13 protein-coding genes and 1 pseudogene are annotated in these 16,331 nt (G+C 68.4%); 10 read left to right on the top strand and 4 right to left on the bottom strand.

The annotated features are described in order from the left end of the window. Positions 1 to 136: 136 nt before the first annotated feature. The gene (locus OG587_RS30975; protein WP_329081364.1) at positions 137 to 988 is read left to right on the top strand and encodes an SDR family NAD(P)-dependent oxidoreductase; all 852 of its coding nucleotides are present in this window, start codon (positions 137 to 139) and stop codon (positions 986 to 988) included. A gap of 51 nt (positions 989 to 1,039) precedes the next feature. After that, positions 1,040 to 2,236 carry an NAD(P)/FAD-dependent oxidoreductase gene (locus tag OG587_RS30970; RefSeq protein ID WP_329081362.1) on the top strand — a complete coding sequence of 399 codons (1,197 nt, stop codon included), beginning with the start codon at positions 1,040 to 1,042 and terminating at the stop codon, positions 2,234 to 2,236. A 332-nt stretch (positions 2,237 to 2,568) separates the two neighbouring features. Here the strand turns inward: OG587_RS30970 and OG587_RS30965 are convergent. Further along, positions 2,569 to 5,571, bottom strand: a pseudogene (locus OG587_RS30965) (Tn3 family transposase). Positions 5,572 to 5,727: 156 nt separating this feature from the next. Here OG587_RS30965 and OG587_RS30960 point away from each other — a divergent pair. From OG587_RS30960 to OG587_RS30930, 7 genes are all read left to right on the top strand, one after another. Then, a complete protein-coding gene (locus OG587_RS30960) occupies positions 5,728 to 7,860 on the top strand; it encodes a Tn3 family transposase (protein WP_329094061.1) in 2,133 nt (710 codons plus the stop codon). Beyond that, the gene (locus tag OG587_RS30955) at positions 7,839 to 8,456 is read left to right on the top strand and encodes a Tn3 family transposase (protein WP_329081361.1); all 618 of its coding nucleotides are present in this window, start codon (positions 7,839 to 7,841) and stop codon (positions 8,454 to 8,456) included. Before OG587_RS30960 ends, OG587_RS30955 begins: the two co-directional genes overlap by 22 nt. A 109-nt stretch (positions 8,457 to 8,565) precedes the next feature. Next, a complete protein-coding gene (locus tag OG587_RS30950; RefSeq protein ID WP_279779539.1) occupies positions 8,566 to 8,799 on the top strand; it encodes a hypothetical protein in 234 nt (77 codons plus the stop codon). Continuing rightward, a complete protein-coding gene (locus OG587_RS30945) occupies positions 8,796 to 9,278 on the top strand; it encodes a Clp protease N-terminal domain-containing protein (protein WP_329081354.1) in 483 nt (160 codons plus the stop codon). Before OG587_RS30950 ends, OG587_RS30945 begins: the two co-directional genes overlap by 4 nt. A gap of 122 nt (positions 9,279 to 9,400) precedes the next feature. Then, a complete protein-coding gene (locus OG587_RS30940) occupies positions 9,401 to 10,294 on the top strand; it encodes an ABC transporter ATP-binding protein (RefSeq protein ID WP_329081353.1) in 894 nt (297 codons plus the stop codon). Continuing rightward, positions 10,291 to 11,124, top strand: a complete 834-nt coding sequence (locus OG587_RS30935; RefSeq protein WP_329081352.1) for an ABC transporter permease — start codon at positions 10,291 to 10,293, stop codon at positions 11,122 to 11,124. Before OG587_RS30940 ends, OG587_RS30935 begins: the two co-directional genes overlap by 4 nt. A 184-nt stretch (positions 11,125 to 11,308) precedes the next feature. After that, positions 11,309 to 11,653, top strand: coding sequence for a hypothetical protein (locus OG587_RS30930; protein WP_329081351.1), 345 nt, complete (start codon positions 11,309 to 11,311; stop codon positions 11,651 to 11,653). Positions 11,654 to 11,883: 230 nt separating this feature from the next. On the opposite strand, the gene OG587_RS30925 is transcribed toward OG587_RS30930, so the two are convergent. From OG587_RS30925 to OG587_RS30915, 3 genes are all read right to left on the bottom strand, one after another. Continuing rightward, positions 11,884 to 12,642, bottom strand: a complete 759-nt coding sequence (locus OG587_RS30925; RefSeq protein WP_329081350.1) for a MerR family transcriptional regulator — start codon at positions 12,640 to 12,642, stop codon at positions 11,884 to 11,886. Positions 12,643 to 12,652: 10 nt separating this feature from the next. After that, on the bottom strand, positions 12,653 to 13,537 hold the full coding sequence (locus OG587_RS30920) for a DUF2268 domain-containing protein (protein WP_329081348.1): 885 nt from the start codon (positions 13,535 to 13,537) through the stop codon (positions 12,653 to 12,655). Between the two features lie 433 nt (positions 13,538 to 13,970). Continuing rightward, positions 13,971 to 14,153, bottom strand: coding sequence for a hypothetical protein (locus OG587_RS30915; RefSeq protein ID WP_329081346.1), 183 nt, complete (start codon positions 14,151 to 14,153; stop codon positions 13,971 to 13,973). A 498-nt stretch (positions 14,154 to 14,651) separates the two neighbouring features. Between OG587_RS30915 and OG587_RS30910 the strand changes: the two genes are divergently transcribed. After that, positions 14,652 to 15,023: a hypothetical protein gene (locus OG587_RS30910; RefSeq protein WP_329081343.1), complete on the top strand. Its 372-nt coding sequence runs from the start codon at positions 14,652 to 14,654 to the stop codon at positions 15,021 to 15,023. Positions 15,024 to 16,331: the final 1,308 nt, after the last annotated feature.

The raw sequence follows: 16,331 nt of genomic DNA, 5'->3' as shown, positions 1-16,331 counted from the left end.
TCGCCGGCGCCTCATGGTCGTCAGGACGCCGCGCGAACGATTCGCGCGGCACACAACTCCCCGCGAGTTGATCGCCTTGGCCGGTTGCGTGGTGACCGCCGCGCGACCGCCACCGCAGAAAGAACGGAAAGACATCATGAGCAAGGTCTGGTTCGTCACCGGTTCGTCGCGCGGCCTCGGCCGTAACTTCGTCGAGGCCGCCCTGTCGCGCGGCGACCGGGTGGCCGCGGCCGCCCGGAACGCCGCGAGCCTTGATGAGCTGGTCGCCGCCTACGGCGAGGCGGTGCTTCCGCTGGAGCTGGACGTGACCGACAAGGCCGCCGTCTTCGAGAGTGTGAAGCGGGCCAGGGAGCACTTCGGCCGTCTCGACGTCATCGTGAACAACGCCGGCTATGCCCAGGTCGGCGCGGTCGAGGAGCTGGCCGAGCAGCAGTTGCGCGACCAGCTGGAGACCAACCTGTTCGGCGCGTTGTGGGTGATCCAGGCCGCGCTGCCCTACCTGCGCGAGCAGGGCGCGGGGCACATCATTCAGCTGTCCTCGGCGGCCGGGCTCATGGCGATGCCGCTCAGCGGCGCCTACAGCGCCTCCAAGTGGGCCCTGGAAGCTCTGAACGAATCCCTCGCCCAAGAGGTCGCCGACTTCGGCGTCAAGGTGACTGTGATCGAGCCCGGCGGCTTCGCCACGCGGTCCGGCAAGAACCCCGATCCCCTCAACAACGGCCACCTGGCCGAGCCCAACCCGGTCTACGACGGCCTTCGCCAGCGCATTGCCGCGTTCGCGGGCAAGCAGCCCGCCGGCGACCCGGCCGCCGCGGCTCAGGCGCTCCTCAAGATCGTCGACTTGGACGAGCCGCCCCTGCGGGTGCTCTTCGGGCAGGGCTTCTACCCGATGCTCCAGCAGGTCTACGCCGACCGCGTCAAGACCTGGGCCGACTGGCAAGACCTTTCGGCGCAGGCTCACGGCAACCTCGATCAAGAAAATCGGTGACCCCGGGCCGAGTCAACTCACCGGGAGCAAGCGAACCGACAGGAGCAACACATGAAGCACCGCATCGTCGTCCTCGGCGCCGGCTATGCCGGGGCCTACGTGGCCGGGAACCTGGCCCGCCGGCTGTCTCCGGCGGACACCGAGATCACCGTGGTCAACGCTGAGCCGGACTTCGTCGAGCGGCTGCGGCTGCACCAGCTCGCGGCAGGCCAGGACATCGAGGCTCAAAGGCTCGCCGACGTCTTCGCGGGCACGGGGATACGGCTGCGCCTGGCCCGTGTCACCGCCGTCGACCCCGAGCGCCAGGTCGTCGCCGTCACGGACGCCGACGGCGGCGAACTCGGCTACGACACGCTTGTCTGCGCGCTCGGCAGCCACGTCGCCGACTGCGGCGTCCCCGGCGTGGCCGAGCACGCCTTCCACGTCACCGCCCGGCCCGCGGCGCTGCGCCTGCGCGAACGCCTGGACAGCCTGGACAGGCGGGGCGAGGGCGGGCGTGTGCTGGTCGTCGGCGACGGGTTGACCGGCATTGAGACCGCCACCGAGTTCGCCGAATCCCGGCCCGGCCTGTCGGTGGCGCTCATCGCCCGCGGCGAGCTGGGCGCCCGGCTGTCCGCCGGAGCCCGCAGCCATCTGCGCCAGGCCTGTGACCGGCTGGGCATTACCGTGCTGGAGCACACCAGCGTCGAAGCCGTCGAAGCGACGCGGGTGCTGTGCGCCGACGGCACCGCCTTGGCGTCCGACGCGACCGTGTGGACGGCTGGGTTCGCGGTCACCCCGATCGCCGCCGCCAGCGGGCTGGAGGTCACCGAGAACGGTCAGATCGTCGTCGATGGCACCATGCGGTCGGTCTCGCACCCGAACGTCTACGCCGCCGGCGATAGCGCCTACGCCATCGGCGGCAACGGCCGGCCGCTGCCGATGTCCTGCGCTTCGGCCGGCTCCACCGGCCGGCAGGCCACGGACGCGATCGTGGGACGTCTGACCGGCCGCAAGATTGCGAAGAGCAGGCTGGATTACCCGGGCAACCACATCAGCCTCGGACGGCGGGACGGGATCCTGCAGATGGTCGACGACGAAGCGCAAGCAAAGCCAAAGTACGTGGGCGGCCGGAAGGCCGCGCGGATCAAGTCGGGCATCCTCCAGATCTCGCTGTGGGGCATCTCGCACCCGACCTTTGGCCTGCCCAAGCGCAAGCGCCGCCTGGCCGCCGCGCCGGATGCGTCCGCCGAGAAGGCGCTCGCGTAACCGCCTCACGTGGTCCGCGTGGACAGCACCGCCACTGATCGCTTCGACACCACCAGCCCATAGGCCAGTGAGGCCAGGCCGAAACCGGCTGGCCTCACTGGCATGGCTGACCAAGGCCATCACCAACCTGTGCCTCGACCGGCTCCGCTAGCGCTACTACGAGGGGCAACACCGTGTGGCGGCGCAGCTCGACCAGGGGGTGCGGCAGACCGTCGTGCAACGGTGGGAGCCGTTCGACCCCGCCACCGGGCCTGCCGATCCGGTAGTAGCGATCCGGCAGTACACGGCGGGGCTGACAGGGCTGAGCGGCGCCGCCCTGTCGGCCCCGTGCGTCACGGGGCGCTGGGCCGTCCGAGCGCAACGCCGTCCAGCTCCAGGTGGCGACTCATGTCGAGCTCGAAGCGGCCATACAGGTTCAGATGGGACCAGAACAGAGCCGTCAGCCCGCGCCGGTCGGCCGGGCTCAGCCGTTTTCGCCAGGCCGGGTCGCGCAGCACGATCTGGATCAGGTGCGTGTTGAGGTAGGTGATGGCCGCGGCGAGGAGGTGCAGCGCCAGCGCGGAGACCTCGACGTTCTCGCGGTCGTCGCCGGTCAGGTCGCCGGCCTTGCCGTAGAACAGGTCCTTGCTGGCCGAGTTGAAGTTCTCCACCACGTTCAGGCCCTCGTTGATCTCCCTCCTGAGTTCCTCATCCGCCAGATACTCACAGATGAAGATCGTCCTGATGACGCGGCCCAGCTCCTCGATCGCCTGGTAGGTGGGGTGCTTGGGGCCGCCGCGGGTGAAGCGCCGCAGCATCTGGTGGGACTCGGCGGTGCGCAGCCGCAGCGCGGTCGCGTACTTGATCATCTGATCGTAGTGGCGGGCGATCACATCCCAGTCGATGGTCTTGTTCGACAGCACCGCCTCCAGGCGCGGCCACGCCTCATCCTCGCCGGTCCCCGGCCGGTACAGCCGCGCAGAGCCGATGTTCTTCAGCCGTGGCAGCAGCTTGAAGCTCAGCAGTTCGGAGAAGGCAAACCCGACGATCGAGGCGCCGCGGGTATCTGTGTACTGGCGATCGATCTCCGCATCGGTCAGGTGCCGTAGCAGGCCCTCGATCATCGAAGCCACCTCGGAGGCGGTCGTGCTGGTCACCTGGCTGTAGATGCACACCGAGCGCCGTTCGACGTGCCAGTACACCATGATCCCCGGCCCGTGGTAGCGCTCATGCCACTCGGTCATGAAATTAGCCGACCACGACCCGAACTTTCGCGAATCGGACGCGCACGAGGTGCCCTCGCCCCACAGCACCGTGTCGCGCGCCTTCAGGGTGGCGTTGACGATGAGGCGGATCGCCTCGCGCAGGTTGTCCCGGTTGATGAACAACCGGCGGGTGCGCCGCAGCGCCGCCTCGTTGTCGATCTACCCGGGCGGTAGCGCGGCCGCGGCCACGCCGTCGGCCACCCGCTTGATCCCGACGTTCGTCCCCAGCCCGTACAGGCAGAGCAACAGCCGTCTCTGCAGCACCGCCGGGTCGATGACGATCCGCGAGGCCACCGAGGTGAAAGCGTCGGTGTAGTCGGTGACGTGGGCCACGTCCTTGAGCACGTCCAGCAGGTCGATCACGCCCCACCGGCGGGATATCTCCGCCTTAAGCGCCTTCAGGCCCGTCGGCTCCTCCTGCTTGCCCAGCGGCGGGACACTGATCCACGGCTCACCCTTCTTCCGGGTGATCCTCACGTCGCCGGTGGTGCCTTTGCGCATCGCCTTGTCCAGCCGATCGAGGGCTGCGGTGTGGCGGCGCTGCAGGTCGGCGATGAACGCCGCCGAATCACGGGGCTTCTTCAGGGCCTCGTAGTGCACGTCCCGGTTGTCGTCAAAGTCGGCTGGCAAGTCCGCCTCGGGGTTGCGCCAGATCTTGCCGCCCTCGACCCAGATTTCCCGCCGGCGGATCGCCTTGCGCAGCGCCACCAGAACGCACAGCTCGTACGGGATGCGCTCGATACGACCGCGTTCATCGGCCACCGCCTCCTGCCAGTCCTCGGGCACCACGTGCTCGATCGGCACGATCTCGGCGCGGTCGTAGAAGACGGCCTCGGAGTCGGCGTAGCGGTCCAGCAGCTTCAGTGCGTCCATCACCGGCTGGAAGGTGGTGTTGTTGCAGTGGAAGTCCAGTGCGCGCAGCAGCTTGGGCAGGCCGCGCCGGTAGTGGCGTGAGTAGGAGCCGCGCAGCTTGACCCGTACCCGGGTGCGGAGCTCTTTCTCATTCGCCTTGGCCTCGGCGATGATGTCGGCCAGCGTGGCCGTGCCCACCACCGGGTAGATCGCCTTGCGGACGAGTTCCTCGGGCAAGTCCAGGGCCGCCTGGGCGAGCCGGGCCAAGATGCCGTGTTTGCCCTGCACCCGCCGGAACTCGCTGCTCAGCTCGTTTTCGACCTTCTTCTCGGCCCGCACGCTGATCTTGTGCACGAGCTGGATCAGCAGCTCCACCAGGCCGTCGATCATCTCGGCCTTGCGCACCCAGCACAGCGCCGCCAGCAAGGTCAGCCGGATCGGCTCAGGCGCGGCGGCGAAATCGGACGGGTACATGCGCATCGCCCGTGCCCGCCACACCTCCACCACCTTCTCCGACACCCCCTCGAACAGGCCCTCCGGTAACCCGATGGCCTTGACCCGCTCCAGCTTGACGATCTCGGCCAGCAGCGTCTCCAACTGCAGCGGACCCGGGTCCTCCTTCAGCTCCTGCAGAAAGCTGCGCGCTCCGGCGCCCCCGGCCTCGCCCTCTCCCTCCGGGTCGGGGTCGGGAACCGCGATCAAATCCTCCAGGGCGACCACCGCCGAGACCGGCAACCGCTGGGTTGTGGTGGCGGTGAACTCCCGCTCGAACAACGCCTCGGCCGCGCCGGCCAGCCGCTCGATCTGCTTGGGCGTGGGAGGCTCGGTACGTTCCTCCCGGCAGCGGGCCAGCAGCGCGGCGCGCAGCCGCTCCCGCGAGGTCTCCACCGGGCAGATCTTGTCGGCCAGCCAGAACGTCAGCTTGTCCTCATCGGCGACCGTCGGCTCGCGAAAGCCATGGAACCGGCGGATCTGCGCCCGGTGATACTCGATCGTGCTGCCCGACCAGCGGTACTCGGCGAACAGCGCCGCGTCGACCTTCACCTGCCCCGCCACGTAGTCCACCGCGGCCTTCGGCACGTCCTCCCGGCGCGGAAAGCGGCCCTCCAGCTCGAAGAATTTCAGCATCAGCGCGAACCCGAGACGGGTGGCACCGCTCTTGTTCGCCAGTAACTCGGCCTCGGCCTCATCCAGTGTCCAGCACTCGATGAGGTCCTCCAGCTCCCACTCTCTGCGCATCGGCAGGGATCCTTTCTCCCCCGATCGCTATAGATGCGCAAAGCACCCTGCTCCGCACAGATGTCGCTACGGTCCGGTACCGCCCATCTGTGATCACTACGTACCGCTTCTGAGACATTACAGAGCGTTACTTTGGGGCTGGTCGCGCGGACCCGAGTGGGGGCCGTCGAGGGCGAGTTTGTGGCGTGGGTGGCGGCCCGGTCCTGGACATCCGGGGACGGCCCAAAAGCGATCTTTACCGACGGAGTGAGGTGGCTGCGCGAGCGGAAGGTGTTGCTGCCGGGCGTGACGACGCTGGCGCGGCTGGTCGCGAAGATCCGCGACGACACGACCAAGCGGTTGTGGGGCGTGCTGGAAGGCCTGTTGACCATCGGCCAGCGTTACGTCCTGGACCAGCTGCTGGAAGTACCGCTGGGGTCGCGGGTGTCGGATCTGGAGCGATGGCGCAAGGGCGTGCCACCGCGAGCGTCCGGCCCGACGATCATCAAAGCTCTCGACCAGGTGGCGGAGATCCTGGGGCTGGAGCTCGCGGACCTGGGCGCGGAGGCTCTGGTGCCGCAGCGCCGGTTGGGTGAGCTGGCCAAGTACGGGATGCGGGCGGACGCCTCGGCGCTGCGTCGGCACGGTGACGGCCGCCGGCTGGCGACTCTGCTGGCCACGGTCCGGCATCTGGAGGGTAAGTCGATCGACGACACCCTGGAACTGCTGGACCTGTTGATGGCGACCGAGCTGTTGAACAAGGCGCAGATGGCGGCGAACAAGGAGAAGGTCCGCAAGCACCCCAAGCTCGCCAAGGCCTCCGCCCGGCTGGCGGTCGCGGTGCAGGCGCTGTTCGAGTCCGACGGGTGGGGCGGCGAGGACGAGGAGGTTCGTGTGGCGGAGGTGTGGGAGGCGATCGAGACGGTTATCTCCCGCGCCGACTTGCGGGCCGCGCTGGTGCTGGTGAACGAGAACGTGCCGTCGGCCGATGCCACTGATCCCGATGACTGGCGGACCGAGCTGGTCGGCCGGTACACCACCGTGTCCGGGTTCTTGAAGGTCCTGCCCGAGACGATCGCCTTCGGCGCGAACGCCGAGGGCACGCCCGTGCTGGAGGCGATGAAGGCGCTGCCGGAGGTACTGGCCCACCGCAGCCGCCTGGCCGCCCCGCTGATCCCCGGCCGCCTGATCGACGCCGGTGTGGTCACCGGCCCGTGGAAGCGCCTGGTGTTCGGCCACCCCGCCCACGAGGGTGGCGCGGTGAACCGGCACGCCTACGCCTTCTGCGTGCTGGAGCGGTTCTGGCGCGGTCTGAAGCGCCGCGAGATCTACGCTGACGCCTCCACCAAGTGGCGCAACCCCCAGGCCGAGCTGCTGGAAGGCGCTCAGTGGGCGGCGATCCGGCCCGACGCGCTGACCGCGCTCAGCCTCCCCGCCGACCCTGACGTGCTGCTGGCCGAGCACTCCCGTACCCTGGACGCCGCCCTCCGCGAAGTTGGCGGGCGCTTGGTCGCCAACCCCGACGTCTGGGTGGACGGGGAGGGGAAGATCCACCTGACCGGGGTGAAGGCGATCGAGGAGCCGCCGTCCCTGGTCGACCTGCGGGCCCGCACCACGGCGATGCTGCCGCGCGTGGAGCTGCCCGAGGCGATCCTGGAGGTCATGTCGTGGGTGCCCGAACTCGCCGAGGCGTTCACCGCGGTGTCGGGAGGCCGGTCCCGGCTGAAGGACCTGCCGGTCTCGGTCGCCGCGTGCCTGACCGCGCACTCGCTGAACGTCGGGTACCGGCCGATCGCCAAGAAGGGCGTCGAAGCCTTGGAGCGGTCGCGGTTATCGCACGTCTACCAGAACTACTTCCGGCCCGAAACGCTCAGCTTGGCGAACGTGCCGCTGGTCGACAAGCAGGCCGGGCTGCCGCTGGCCCAGGCGTGGGGCGGTGGCCTGGTCGCTGCGGTCGACGGGATGCGGTTCGTCGTTCCGGTCCCGGCCGCGTTCGCCCGCCCCAACCGCAAGTACTTCGGCTCCAAACGCGGCATGACCTGGCTGAACGCCATGAACGACCGCGGCATGGGGCGCGGCGCGAAGGTCGTGTCCGGGACGATCCGAGACTCCCTGCACATGGTCGACGTCATCTTCGGCTTGGACGGCGGCGACCTGCCGGAGATCGTCGTCTCGGACACAGGGTCTTACTCAGACGTCGTCTTCGGCCTCCTGGAGCTGCTGGGCATCTCCTACCGGCCGGCCCTGGCTGTGACCTGCCCGACCAGAAGGGCTGGCGGATCAGCGCCTTGGCCGACTACGGACCGCTGAACACATTCGCCCGGGGAAAGATCGAGCTGCGGAAGATCCGCCGGAACTGGGAGGACATCCTCCGCGTGGTTGCCTCGATCTACACCGGGACCGTCCGCGCCTACGACGTCGTCACCATGCTCCAGCGCGACGGCCACCCCACCGCCCTCGGCGAGGCCATCGCCTCCTACGGCCGGATCTTCAAGACCCTGCACATCCTCCAGTTCATCGACGTTGACGAGACCTACCGCCGCGACATCAAGGACATCCGCAACCTCCAGGAGAACCGCCACTCCCTCGCCCGGAAGATCTGCCACGGCAAGAAGGGCGAGCTCTACCACCGGTACGAACGCGGACTTGAAAACCAGCTCGGCGCCCTCGGCCTCGTTTTGAACTGCGCCACGCTCTGGACGACCGTCTACCTGGACGCCGCCGTCCGCCAGCTCAAAGCCCAGGGCTACCCCGTCCGTGAGGAGGACATGGCTCGGCTGTCACCGTTCGTCCACTCCCACCTCGGAGTCCACGGCACCTACACCTTCGCCCTGCCCGACCTTGCGCCCGGCGCCATCCGCGACCTGCGTGACCCGGACGCCACCGAGGACGACGACGAGATCTGACCAACACGGGGTGCCGTGTTGGGTCGGACCGGGGCGCCCTGCCCCGAGCCTCGGGCACTCAAGCAACCACAGTTGACTATTCTCGAAATAGGCAACTAAGGTTGCTTGTATGCCGGCACAAGACGCACCCGTACCCCAGGATCCCGCCGACGCGCTCGCGGCGGTCGCAGCGCTGCGGCGCCTGGCCGACCAGATCGAGGACGCCGCCGTGGAGCAGGCCATGCGCGCCGGGTGGGGCTGGCCGGAGGTCGCCGAGGCGCTCGGCGTCACCCGCCAGGCGGTCCACAAGAAGCACGCCAAGCGGCTCATCGCCGCCGGTGTGACGCTGAGGAGACGACAGTGAGCACGATCGACCACTACATCAACGACATCATCGTGCGGGGAGCGGCCGAGGCGCGGGAGGAAAGCTCTGCCACCACCGAGGCCCACCACCTCCTGCTAGCCATCGCCGCCGTCGAGGGCACCGCCGCGCACCGCGTGCTGACGGCGGCGGGGCTCGGGCGGCAGGCGATCAGGGATGCGCTGGACCGGGAGTTCGAGCACAGCCTCGACGCGGTCGGGGTGTCCCTCGCCTCCTACGACCTTCCGAAACCCTTCCGTGATCCCAAGGATCATCCGAAGCCCGGCGCCTCCGCCCGGCTCGCGCTCGAACGCGGCTTCGCCGCCGCCAAGGGCAAGAAGGACCTGCGTCCTGCCCATCTGCTGCTCGGCGTCCTGAGCGCCGACGTCGGTACCGTGCCGCGCGCGCTCGCCCTGGCCGGCCTCGACCGGGCCGGCCTGATGGATCTCCTCCAGGAGACGCTCGCGCGCGAAAACTGGTAACCAGCACCCCTGTCCCCACGCTCCGGCCCGGTTCGGGCCGCGATGCGCCATGCCCTCGTGCCGGGCTTGCGCCGGCATGTGCGCCGGCACGAGGTCATCTGATCACGAAGAGAGGTCGTTTCATGACGAAGAGCAACGGCATCGTGCTCAACGTCGACGGGCTGCGCATGCGCTACGGCTCGCTCGACGTCCTGCACGACGTCACATTCCAGGCCCGTCACGGCGAGGTTCTGGCCTTGCTGGGGCCGAACGGCGCGGGCAAGACCACCACGATCGAGATACTGGAGGGCTTCCGCGTCCGGTCACAGGGCCGGGTCTCGGTGCTCGGCGCCGATCCCGCGCATGGCGACGAGCAGTGGCGGGCCAGGCTCGGGATCGTGCTGCAGTCCTGGCGCGACCACGGCAAATGGCGGGTACGCGAGTTCCTCGCCCACCTTGGCACCTACTACGCCCCCTACACCGTCCCCGGGATCTCGCGGCCCTGGGACCCCGACGAGCTGATCGAGAGAGTCGGCCTGACCGAGCACGCCGGCAAGAAGCTCAAGACACTGTCGGGCGGCCAGCGGCGCAGGCTGGACGTGGCGATCGGCCTCGTGGGGCGCCCCGAGGTGCTGTTCCTCGATGAGCCGACCACCGGCTTCGACCCGCAGGCCAGGTCCGACTTCCACGCTCTCATACGCGACCTGGCCGATGCCCGCGAGACCACCGTCCTGCTCACCACCCACGACCTGGACGAGGCCGAGAAGCTGGCCGACCGCATCCTCGTACTGAACGGCGGCCGGATCGTCGCCGACGGCACCGCCGCCGAGCTGGCACGGCGGATCGCCGGCGAGGACGAGGTGCGCTGGGTGCGCGATAGGCGGCGGTACGTCGAGCGGACGCCCGACTCGACCACGTTCGCCCGCGAGCTGTTCGCCCGCTACGGCGACGACGTCCAGGAGCTGGAGGTCCACCGGGCCTCGCTGGAGCAGACGTACCTGGCGCTGGTGCGCGAGGCCGAGGAGGTGGCCCGATGAACGCGACCGTACTGCGCGCGGGCTGGTCCCGGGGCCTGATCGAGCTGCGGCAGTCGTTCACCAACGGCGCCGAGCTGTTCTCCCACTTCCTGTGGCCCGCCCTGATGGTGGCCACGCTGTTCTTCATCCGGGACCTGCCGGTCGGCGCTCTCCTGCTCGGCGCCGTGGCCTTACCCGGCATCCTCGGCATGAACGCCGCGACCGGCATGATCGGCATAAGCCAGCAGCTCACCGCCGACCGCGAGGACGGCACGCTGCTGCGTGCCAAGGCGACCCCGCACGGGATGCCCGCCTACCTGATCGGCAAGGTGATCTCGGTGTCCGGCGGCCTGCTCGCCGACCTGGTGATCTTCCTCGTGCCCGGCGTACTCCTCGTCGAGGGCCTGCGGATCGGCCCGGAATCCTGGCCCGGCCTGGCCTGGGTACTGGCGCTCGGCCTGGTCGCGACCCTGCCCATCGGCGCGGTCCTGGGCTCGATGTTCACCACCGCCCGCGCCCAAGGGCTGGTCCAGCTACCATTCCTCGCGGTGATCGGCATCTCCGGCATCTTCTACCCGATCACCGCACTGCCCGAGTGGCTGCAGTGGATCGCCCAGATCTTCCCCATCTACTGGATGGGGCTCGGCATGCGCTCGGCCCTGTTGCCGGACGCGGCGGTCGTCGTCGAGATCGGCGCATCCTGGCGACACCTGGAGACCGCCGGAGTGCTGGGCGCCTGGGCGCTGCTCGGCCTGCTCATGGCGCCGGTCGTGCTGCGGCGGATGGCACGCGGGGAATCCGGCTCGACAGTGGCGGCACGCCGTGAGCGTGCCCTGCAGCGGATCGGGTGAAGGCCATGACCGTCACGACGGTGACCAGCCGATCCCTGGCTCCGGACCTGGCCCAGGACGTGATGTTACTGGCGATCGCGGTGGCGCACGCGCCGGTGTTGAGGTTCCGTCAACGAACGTGTCACCAGCCGTCAACCGAGTCGATCACCCAGACCAGGCGGTGCTTCTCCTGGGGAAAGAATGAATGCCCCGAGCCGTCGGCGAGCACACCGAACGCTCCTTCATCCTCGACCTGGCCCTCGCCCTGGCCGAGGACCGCCGCCGGGACATCGTCCGCAAGACCAAGAACGGCCTGGAGACCGCCCGCAAGCAAGGCAAGGTCGGCGGCCGCCGACCCGTGGTCGACGACGACAGGCGCGCCGCGATACTCGACCGCCGCCGGCGCGGGGAATCCATCCGCACCATCGCTGCCGGAGTGAAGCTCTCCGTCGGGGTCGTCCACAAGACCCTCGCAGAGGCCAAGGCCTCATCCGATCCCGCAGCAGCGGCCAGTCACGGTAAGAGTCGCCCGTCGGGCTCCTTATCGTGACTGGCCGCTTGGTTGCTGCTCAAGCCCCGCGACGGTGGTGGCTCCCCGCTCGGGTCGCCGTCACCAGGGGCAAAGTGAAGCGTTCGCCCAGGCTGTGGGCGTCTCAGAACCATCTCTCAGAACGTTCCGGTTGTGAGAGGAGTTCTGCGAATGGTGACCTGGGTGAATGCCTCACCGAACGAGGACAGCGCTGACCTCGCACAATCGACCATTTCTGCGAATCACACGAGCTACATCCGAGTCCGCGCGTACGCCTGCAGTGCGTCGCGGACGAACGTCGCCCCTGCGGCGTCGTCGTACATGCCGGCGAAGCGGGGGTCGTCGACGTACATGTCCCCCATGCCTTGCACCATCGCGATCGAACGCTCCCGGTCGCCGTCGGCCGTGGGGGTGCCCGGGATCTGGCTCAGCCACTGGACGTGCTGGGCGGCCAGTGACTGAGCGTGTTCCGATATCGGAGAAACCCCGGCCTTCGCTGCGGCGACCCATGCGGCGACGAGGTCTTCGGTGGCCTGCTTCCAGGCCCGCTGCTGGTCAAGGGTCTTGCCGTGCCACCAGTCGTTGCTCACGCGGAACGCGCGCTCGCCCCAGCGTGAGATCACCTCGTCCTTGTGGCGGTCGTTGAACCCCGACAGCATGACGTCCATTCGCGGTTCCGCCCCCGCCTGCAGGGCATCGAGCGTGTGACGCACAGACCGGATCTGCCGTTCGATGCGGTCTCGTTCCTCTTCCAGTGCGGCGATGTGGGCGCGGAGCCCGTCGCACGTGTCCACATCGTCGGCCAGGACCTCGGCGATGGCCGGCAAGCCCATGCCGAGCCGGCGCATGAGCAGGATCCGCTGTAGCCGGGCGACGGCGGTGGGGTTGTAGTAGCGGTACCCGTTCTCGCCGACCCGGGACGGGGCCAAGAGCCCGAAGCGGTCGTAGTGACGCAGGGTGCGGCTGGTGATGCCAGCCCTCGTCGCGAGTTCCTGGATCGTCCACTCCATCGTTCCAGTGTTACCCGCGGCGGAGCGTGGTTGCGATGATCTCCGAGCTTTCGGCGTGCAGGGCCTGCGCCGCCGTCTGCCCGGTCGCCGCCAGGTAGGTGTCGACCAGCCGGTTGCCCGCGGCATACCCGGCGCCCATCGGCAGTCCCACCGGAGTGAGGCCGAAGCGCTCGGCGCTGGGGTCGCCGTGCACCCAGGCAGTGAAGTTCTGCATGCCTGTCACGTCGAGCCCGGTGAGTACCTTGCCGAAGATCTCGTCGTCGTGCAGGTGCGGCACGCCGATGCGGGTGGGGCCGAGCTCGTCGCCGTAGAGCTGGCGGGCGAAGGCGTCGGCCAGGCCCTCGGAGACGATGTGGTCGCCGACCGTGACGGTCATCGGGTCCCACACAACCCCGCCCGGGCCGAACCGCAGGTTGTGGTTGAGTTCGTGCACAGCGGTGGCCTCCAGCCGCTCCACGTTCTCGGGGAAGGGCCAGAGCGTGATCACGATGTGGCCCGAGATGCCGCCGAACCCGGTCATTCCTTGGCAGGGACCCATGAAGTGCTCGTCACCCGGATCGCCGAGCACGAACAGCACGGTGATGTCCGGGGCCTCCAGCCCCGGCGTCGCCTCCAGCAGTACGGTGAGAGCGTCGTCGAGGGCGCGTTGCATCCGCTCCCAGGCTCCGGCCGCCGCCAGGGTTTCGAGCGCGTCGAGGCAACGCCCCTCGTCGCGCTCGATGGGGAACCCGGACGCTTCGAGGTGCATGGCCACCAGGTCGACCTCGCCGGGGTAGTAGCGGTACATGCCCCTGGTGGGCTCCAGCATCGAACGCAGCAGGTCAACGCGGTCCGCGACCGGGGCCAGCAGGATCCGCCTCATGGCGGAGTAGGTGTCAAGAACAGTGATCGACATGGTCCCGATGCTAGAAGTTGACGCAGCGTCAAGGTCAAATCGGCGGCGCTCTTTGTCGAGGTACGGCCAGCATGCCGTCACCCAGTCCCGTCATGACCGGCGGTTCGCCGCTGCGATGGACTCACGCAACTTGGTCAGCCGCTGTTTCAGTGTGCGCGGCTCCTCGGTCTTGCGGTCCGCGGTGAACAGCATCCACCGCTGCACCTCCGCCGTCGCCAACTGCGCCAGAGAGCCTCCTCGGAGGCCTGTCGGCGCGACCCGACAGACTCAGCACCGCGACCGCGATGACCGGCGATCGCCGACCTGACCCATCACACGGAGCTACTTTGCCCGTGGTGACGCCGACCCGAGTGGGGGGGCCAGTAAGAAGGCCTACCGCTCAACCCTTCAAGATCATCCCAATGTGGGTTTTGGGCTTATGTGGGCTGATCCCCTACAGCGCCTTCGGGCCGATCCTGTCCACCACCATCGCGAAGCAGGAGATCTGGCGCGGTCGGCGCGGTCGCTCGTCACGCGGCGGCCGCCGGACGGGGCGCGGTTCGGGTGGCGGCCGCGTCGCGCTGCATGCGCAGGTGAGCGCGGGCGGCCTGGTGGTCGGCGCGGCCACGGTGGTCACGCGGGTAGCGTGCCCGGTTCGCATGCGAAGGTGCCCCGGCCAGGATCAGGCGGCCCTGGCCGGCGACCGCAACGTCCCGTCGGCGTTTGCCCCGGGTGCACATCCGCTCATGCTCAGCCAGCCACCAGGCATAAGCGTCGCGCTCGACGCTGTAGGCGGGGGTTGAGCAGCAACCGAACCGTCAGTGGCGTTAGCGAGTTCTCGCAGTGCGCGTTACCGCCACTGACGGTTCGGATGGGAGTCGCCGCTGGTGGGTGGGTGTCGGCAATAGACCATTTCCCGACAGGCACTCAACCAGCGCCGCGGACCCTCCGGAAAATCGGACATTGAGTGACGAAGCATGATGTCGGACGGCCGGTTTGGGGCCGGAATTGACTACAGTATTTTCCGACAGGACCAGTGGCGGTAACGCGCGTCCCAACGGCTCGCTAACGCCACTGACGGTTCGGATGCTGCTCAACCCCCGACGCCGAGCGCAAGGAGGCCTAGCGACTCGTCATGGCCCGTCACCAGCTCACCGCCGAAGACATCTACTCCAAAGCGCTGCCCTGGCGGGAGCTGAGCGACGAGCATCGCAGTGAAGCCATGTGGCTCGCCGTGGAGTTCCTGCGGGCCGGGCGCCGAGCCGGACTGTACCTCCCTACAGCGACCAACCCCAGCGGACGCCCCATCTCCCTCGAGGACTACGAGGACTTCCTGCGCCAGGAGACGGACCAGGAGCACACCGAGCGGCTCCCGCTACTCGACGCGGGGGAGGCACTCATGGTGGCCACCCTGCTCGACGAACTCGCGGCTAAGTGTCCAGGCGAGCGCCTCGGCCAGCTGGCCCGGGAGATGGCCGTGCGACTCAACGACCGGCGAAGGACCTGATGGTGGGCCCGCCGCCAGTCTGTGCCGAGCACGCCGTCGCCGCCCGCGCCCACCTGGGCGGCGACGTTGTGGAGCCGCTGCCCGCGGCGGAGCCGGGCACGGAGCAGCAGTGAGCACCGGCCACCTCCCGGCGCGGCGGCCCGCCGCCGAGACATCGCCCGGCCCCACCCCGCCTGCGGTCAGCGCGTGTGGCCGGGACGTCCGGCGACCCGGTTGCCCGAGCTCCGCTCCGGAGCCGTCGAGCGGCTCGCCTCGGGGGTGCGGCGCTGGCCGTGTGCCGCCGAGCGAGCCGGCGGTCGCCCGTCTGTTCACGGGCAGTCGGAGCGCTGAGCGGCGCCATCTGGGCCGCTTTGCCACGAACAGCCTCTGACGCCAGTGCTGCGCTGTTCGTCCACCAGCGGCCTTCTCGGGGCGCCGTTTCGCGGCGACACGACATGTGATCATGGATTTCTCGCCTTGACGTCCGGTCCGCGTTGCGGTGTTCGCCGACAGTCGCGTCGCCAAGGACTCCACCACCCCACAGTCGGTAGTGCAGTCGCCGATCCGCTTTTCGCAACTTCGAGAGTCTCCTCTCACTTCAGACCGTGAGGCAGGAGTCCATCACACGATACGAAGAAGACTCCAGATGCTACGGACGACGGTGTAGTCACTGGAGGATTAAACGAAGTTTATTATCGTGGATTATCGACAAGCAGAGATGTAGTACTAGTGAGACAGTCTGCGCAGTAATTAACTGCGAATTTTTTGGTGGGAGTAATAAGTTCGCGACAGTTTTTAACTGTGATTACTTCTGACTGTCGTTATCGCCTGGTTTATCGCAAGCTGCGGGAACAAAGCACAGGTCAGGGCGGCAGAGCTGAAGGAAGAGGCGGTCACAGCGAGGTAACGCGGACATCTGCGCCGGGAGCGGGGAAGGGCAGGTGCAGAATCGAGCCGACTTTCGCGCGTATAGCCACACGCTCGACGGATTCCCGCTAATGTTTAGCCGGTACCGCGAGGTGCCCGAACCCCACTCCAGGGGCCCGGGCCCGCGCGGTACCTGGACCGCGGGTGGAGCCCGAAGCGCTAAGTACCTGTCCTAATCGCATGGTCAGTGTAGCGCGTCGCCACCCGTCTTTCTCAAGGTCCAGGGCATTCGGCATGTCCTTCCAGATTGTTCACACCGGGAAAAGGATCTTCATGGCAGACGTCGCGTTTTCGATCAGCGTGCAGGTTCCTGAGAGCGTCCGGCGCTCCATAGGCTTCCTGTTCGTCGTGCTCGTCGTCATCGTGCTCGCACGGCAGAGCATCCAGCTCTAGCCGGGGCGG

The sequence above is a fragment of the Streptosporangium sp. NBC_01469 genome, from assembly GCF_036227305.1.
Taxonomy (GTDB): domain Bacteria; phylum Actinomycetota; class Actinomycetes; order Streptosporangiales; family Streptosporangiaceae; genus Streptosporangium.
Note: the sequence above shows the minus strand (reverse complement) of the source record. Positions and strands in the feature narration are given on the sequence as shown.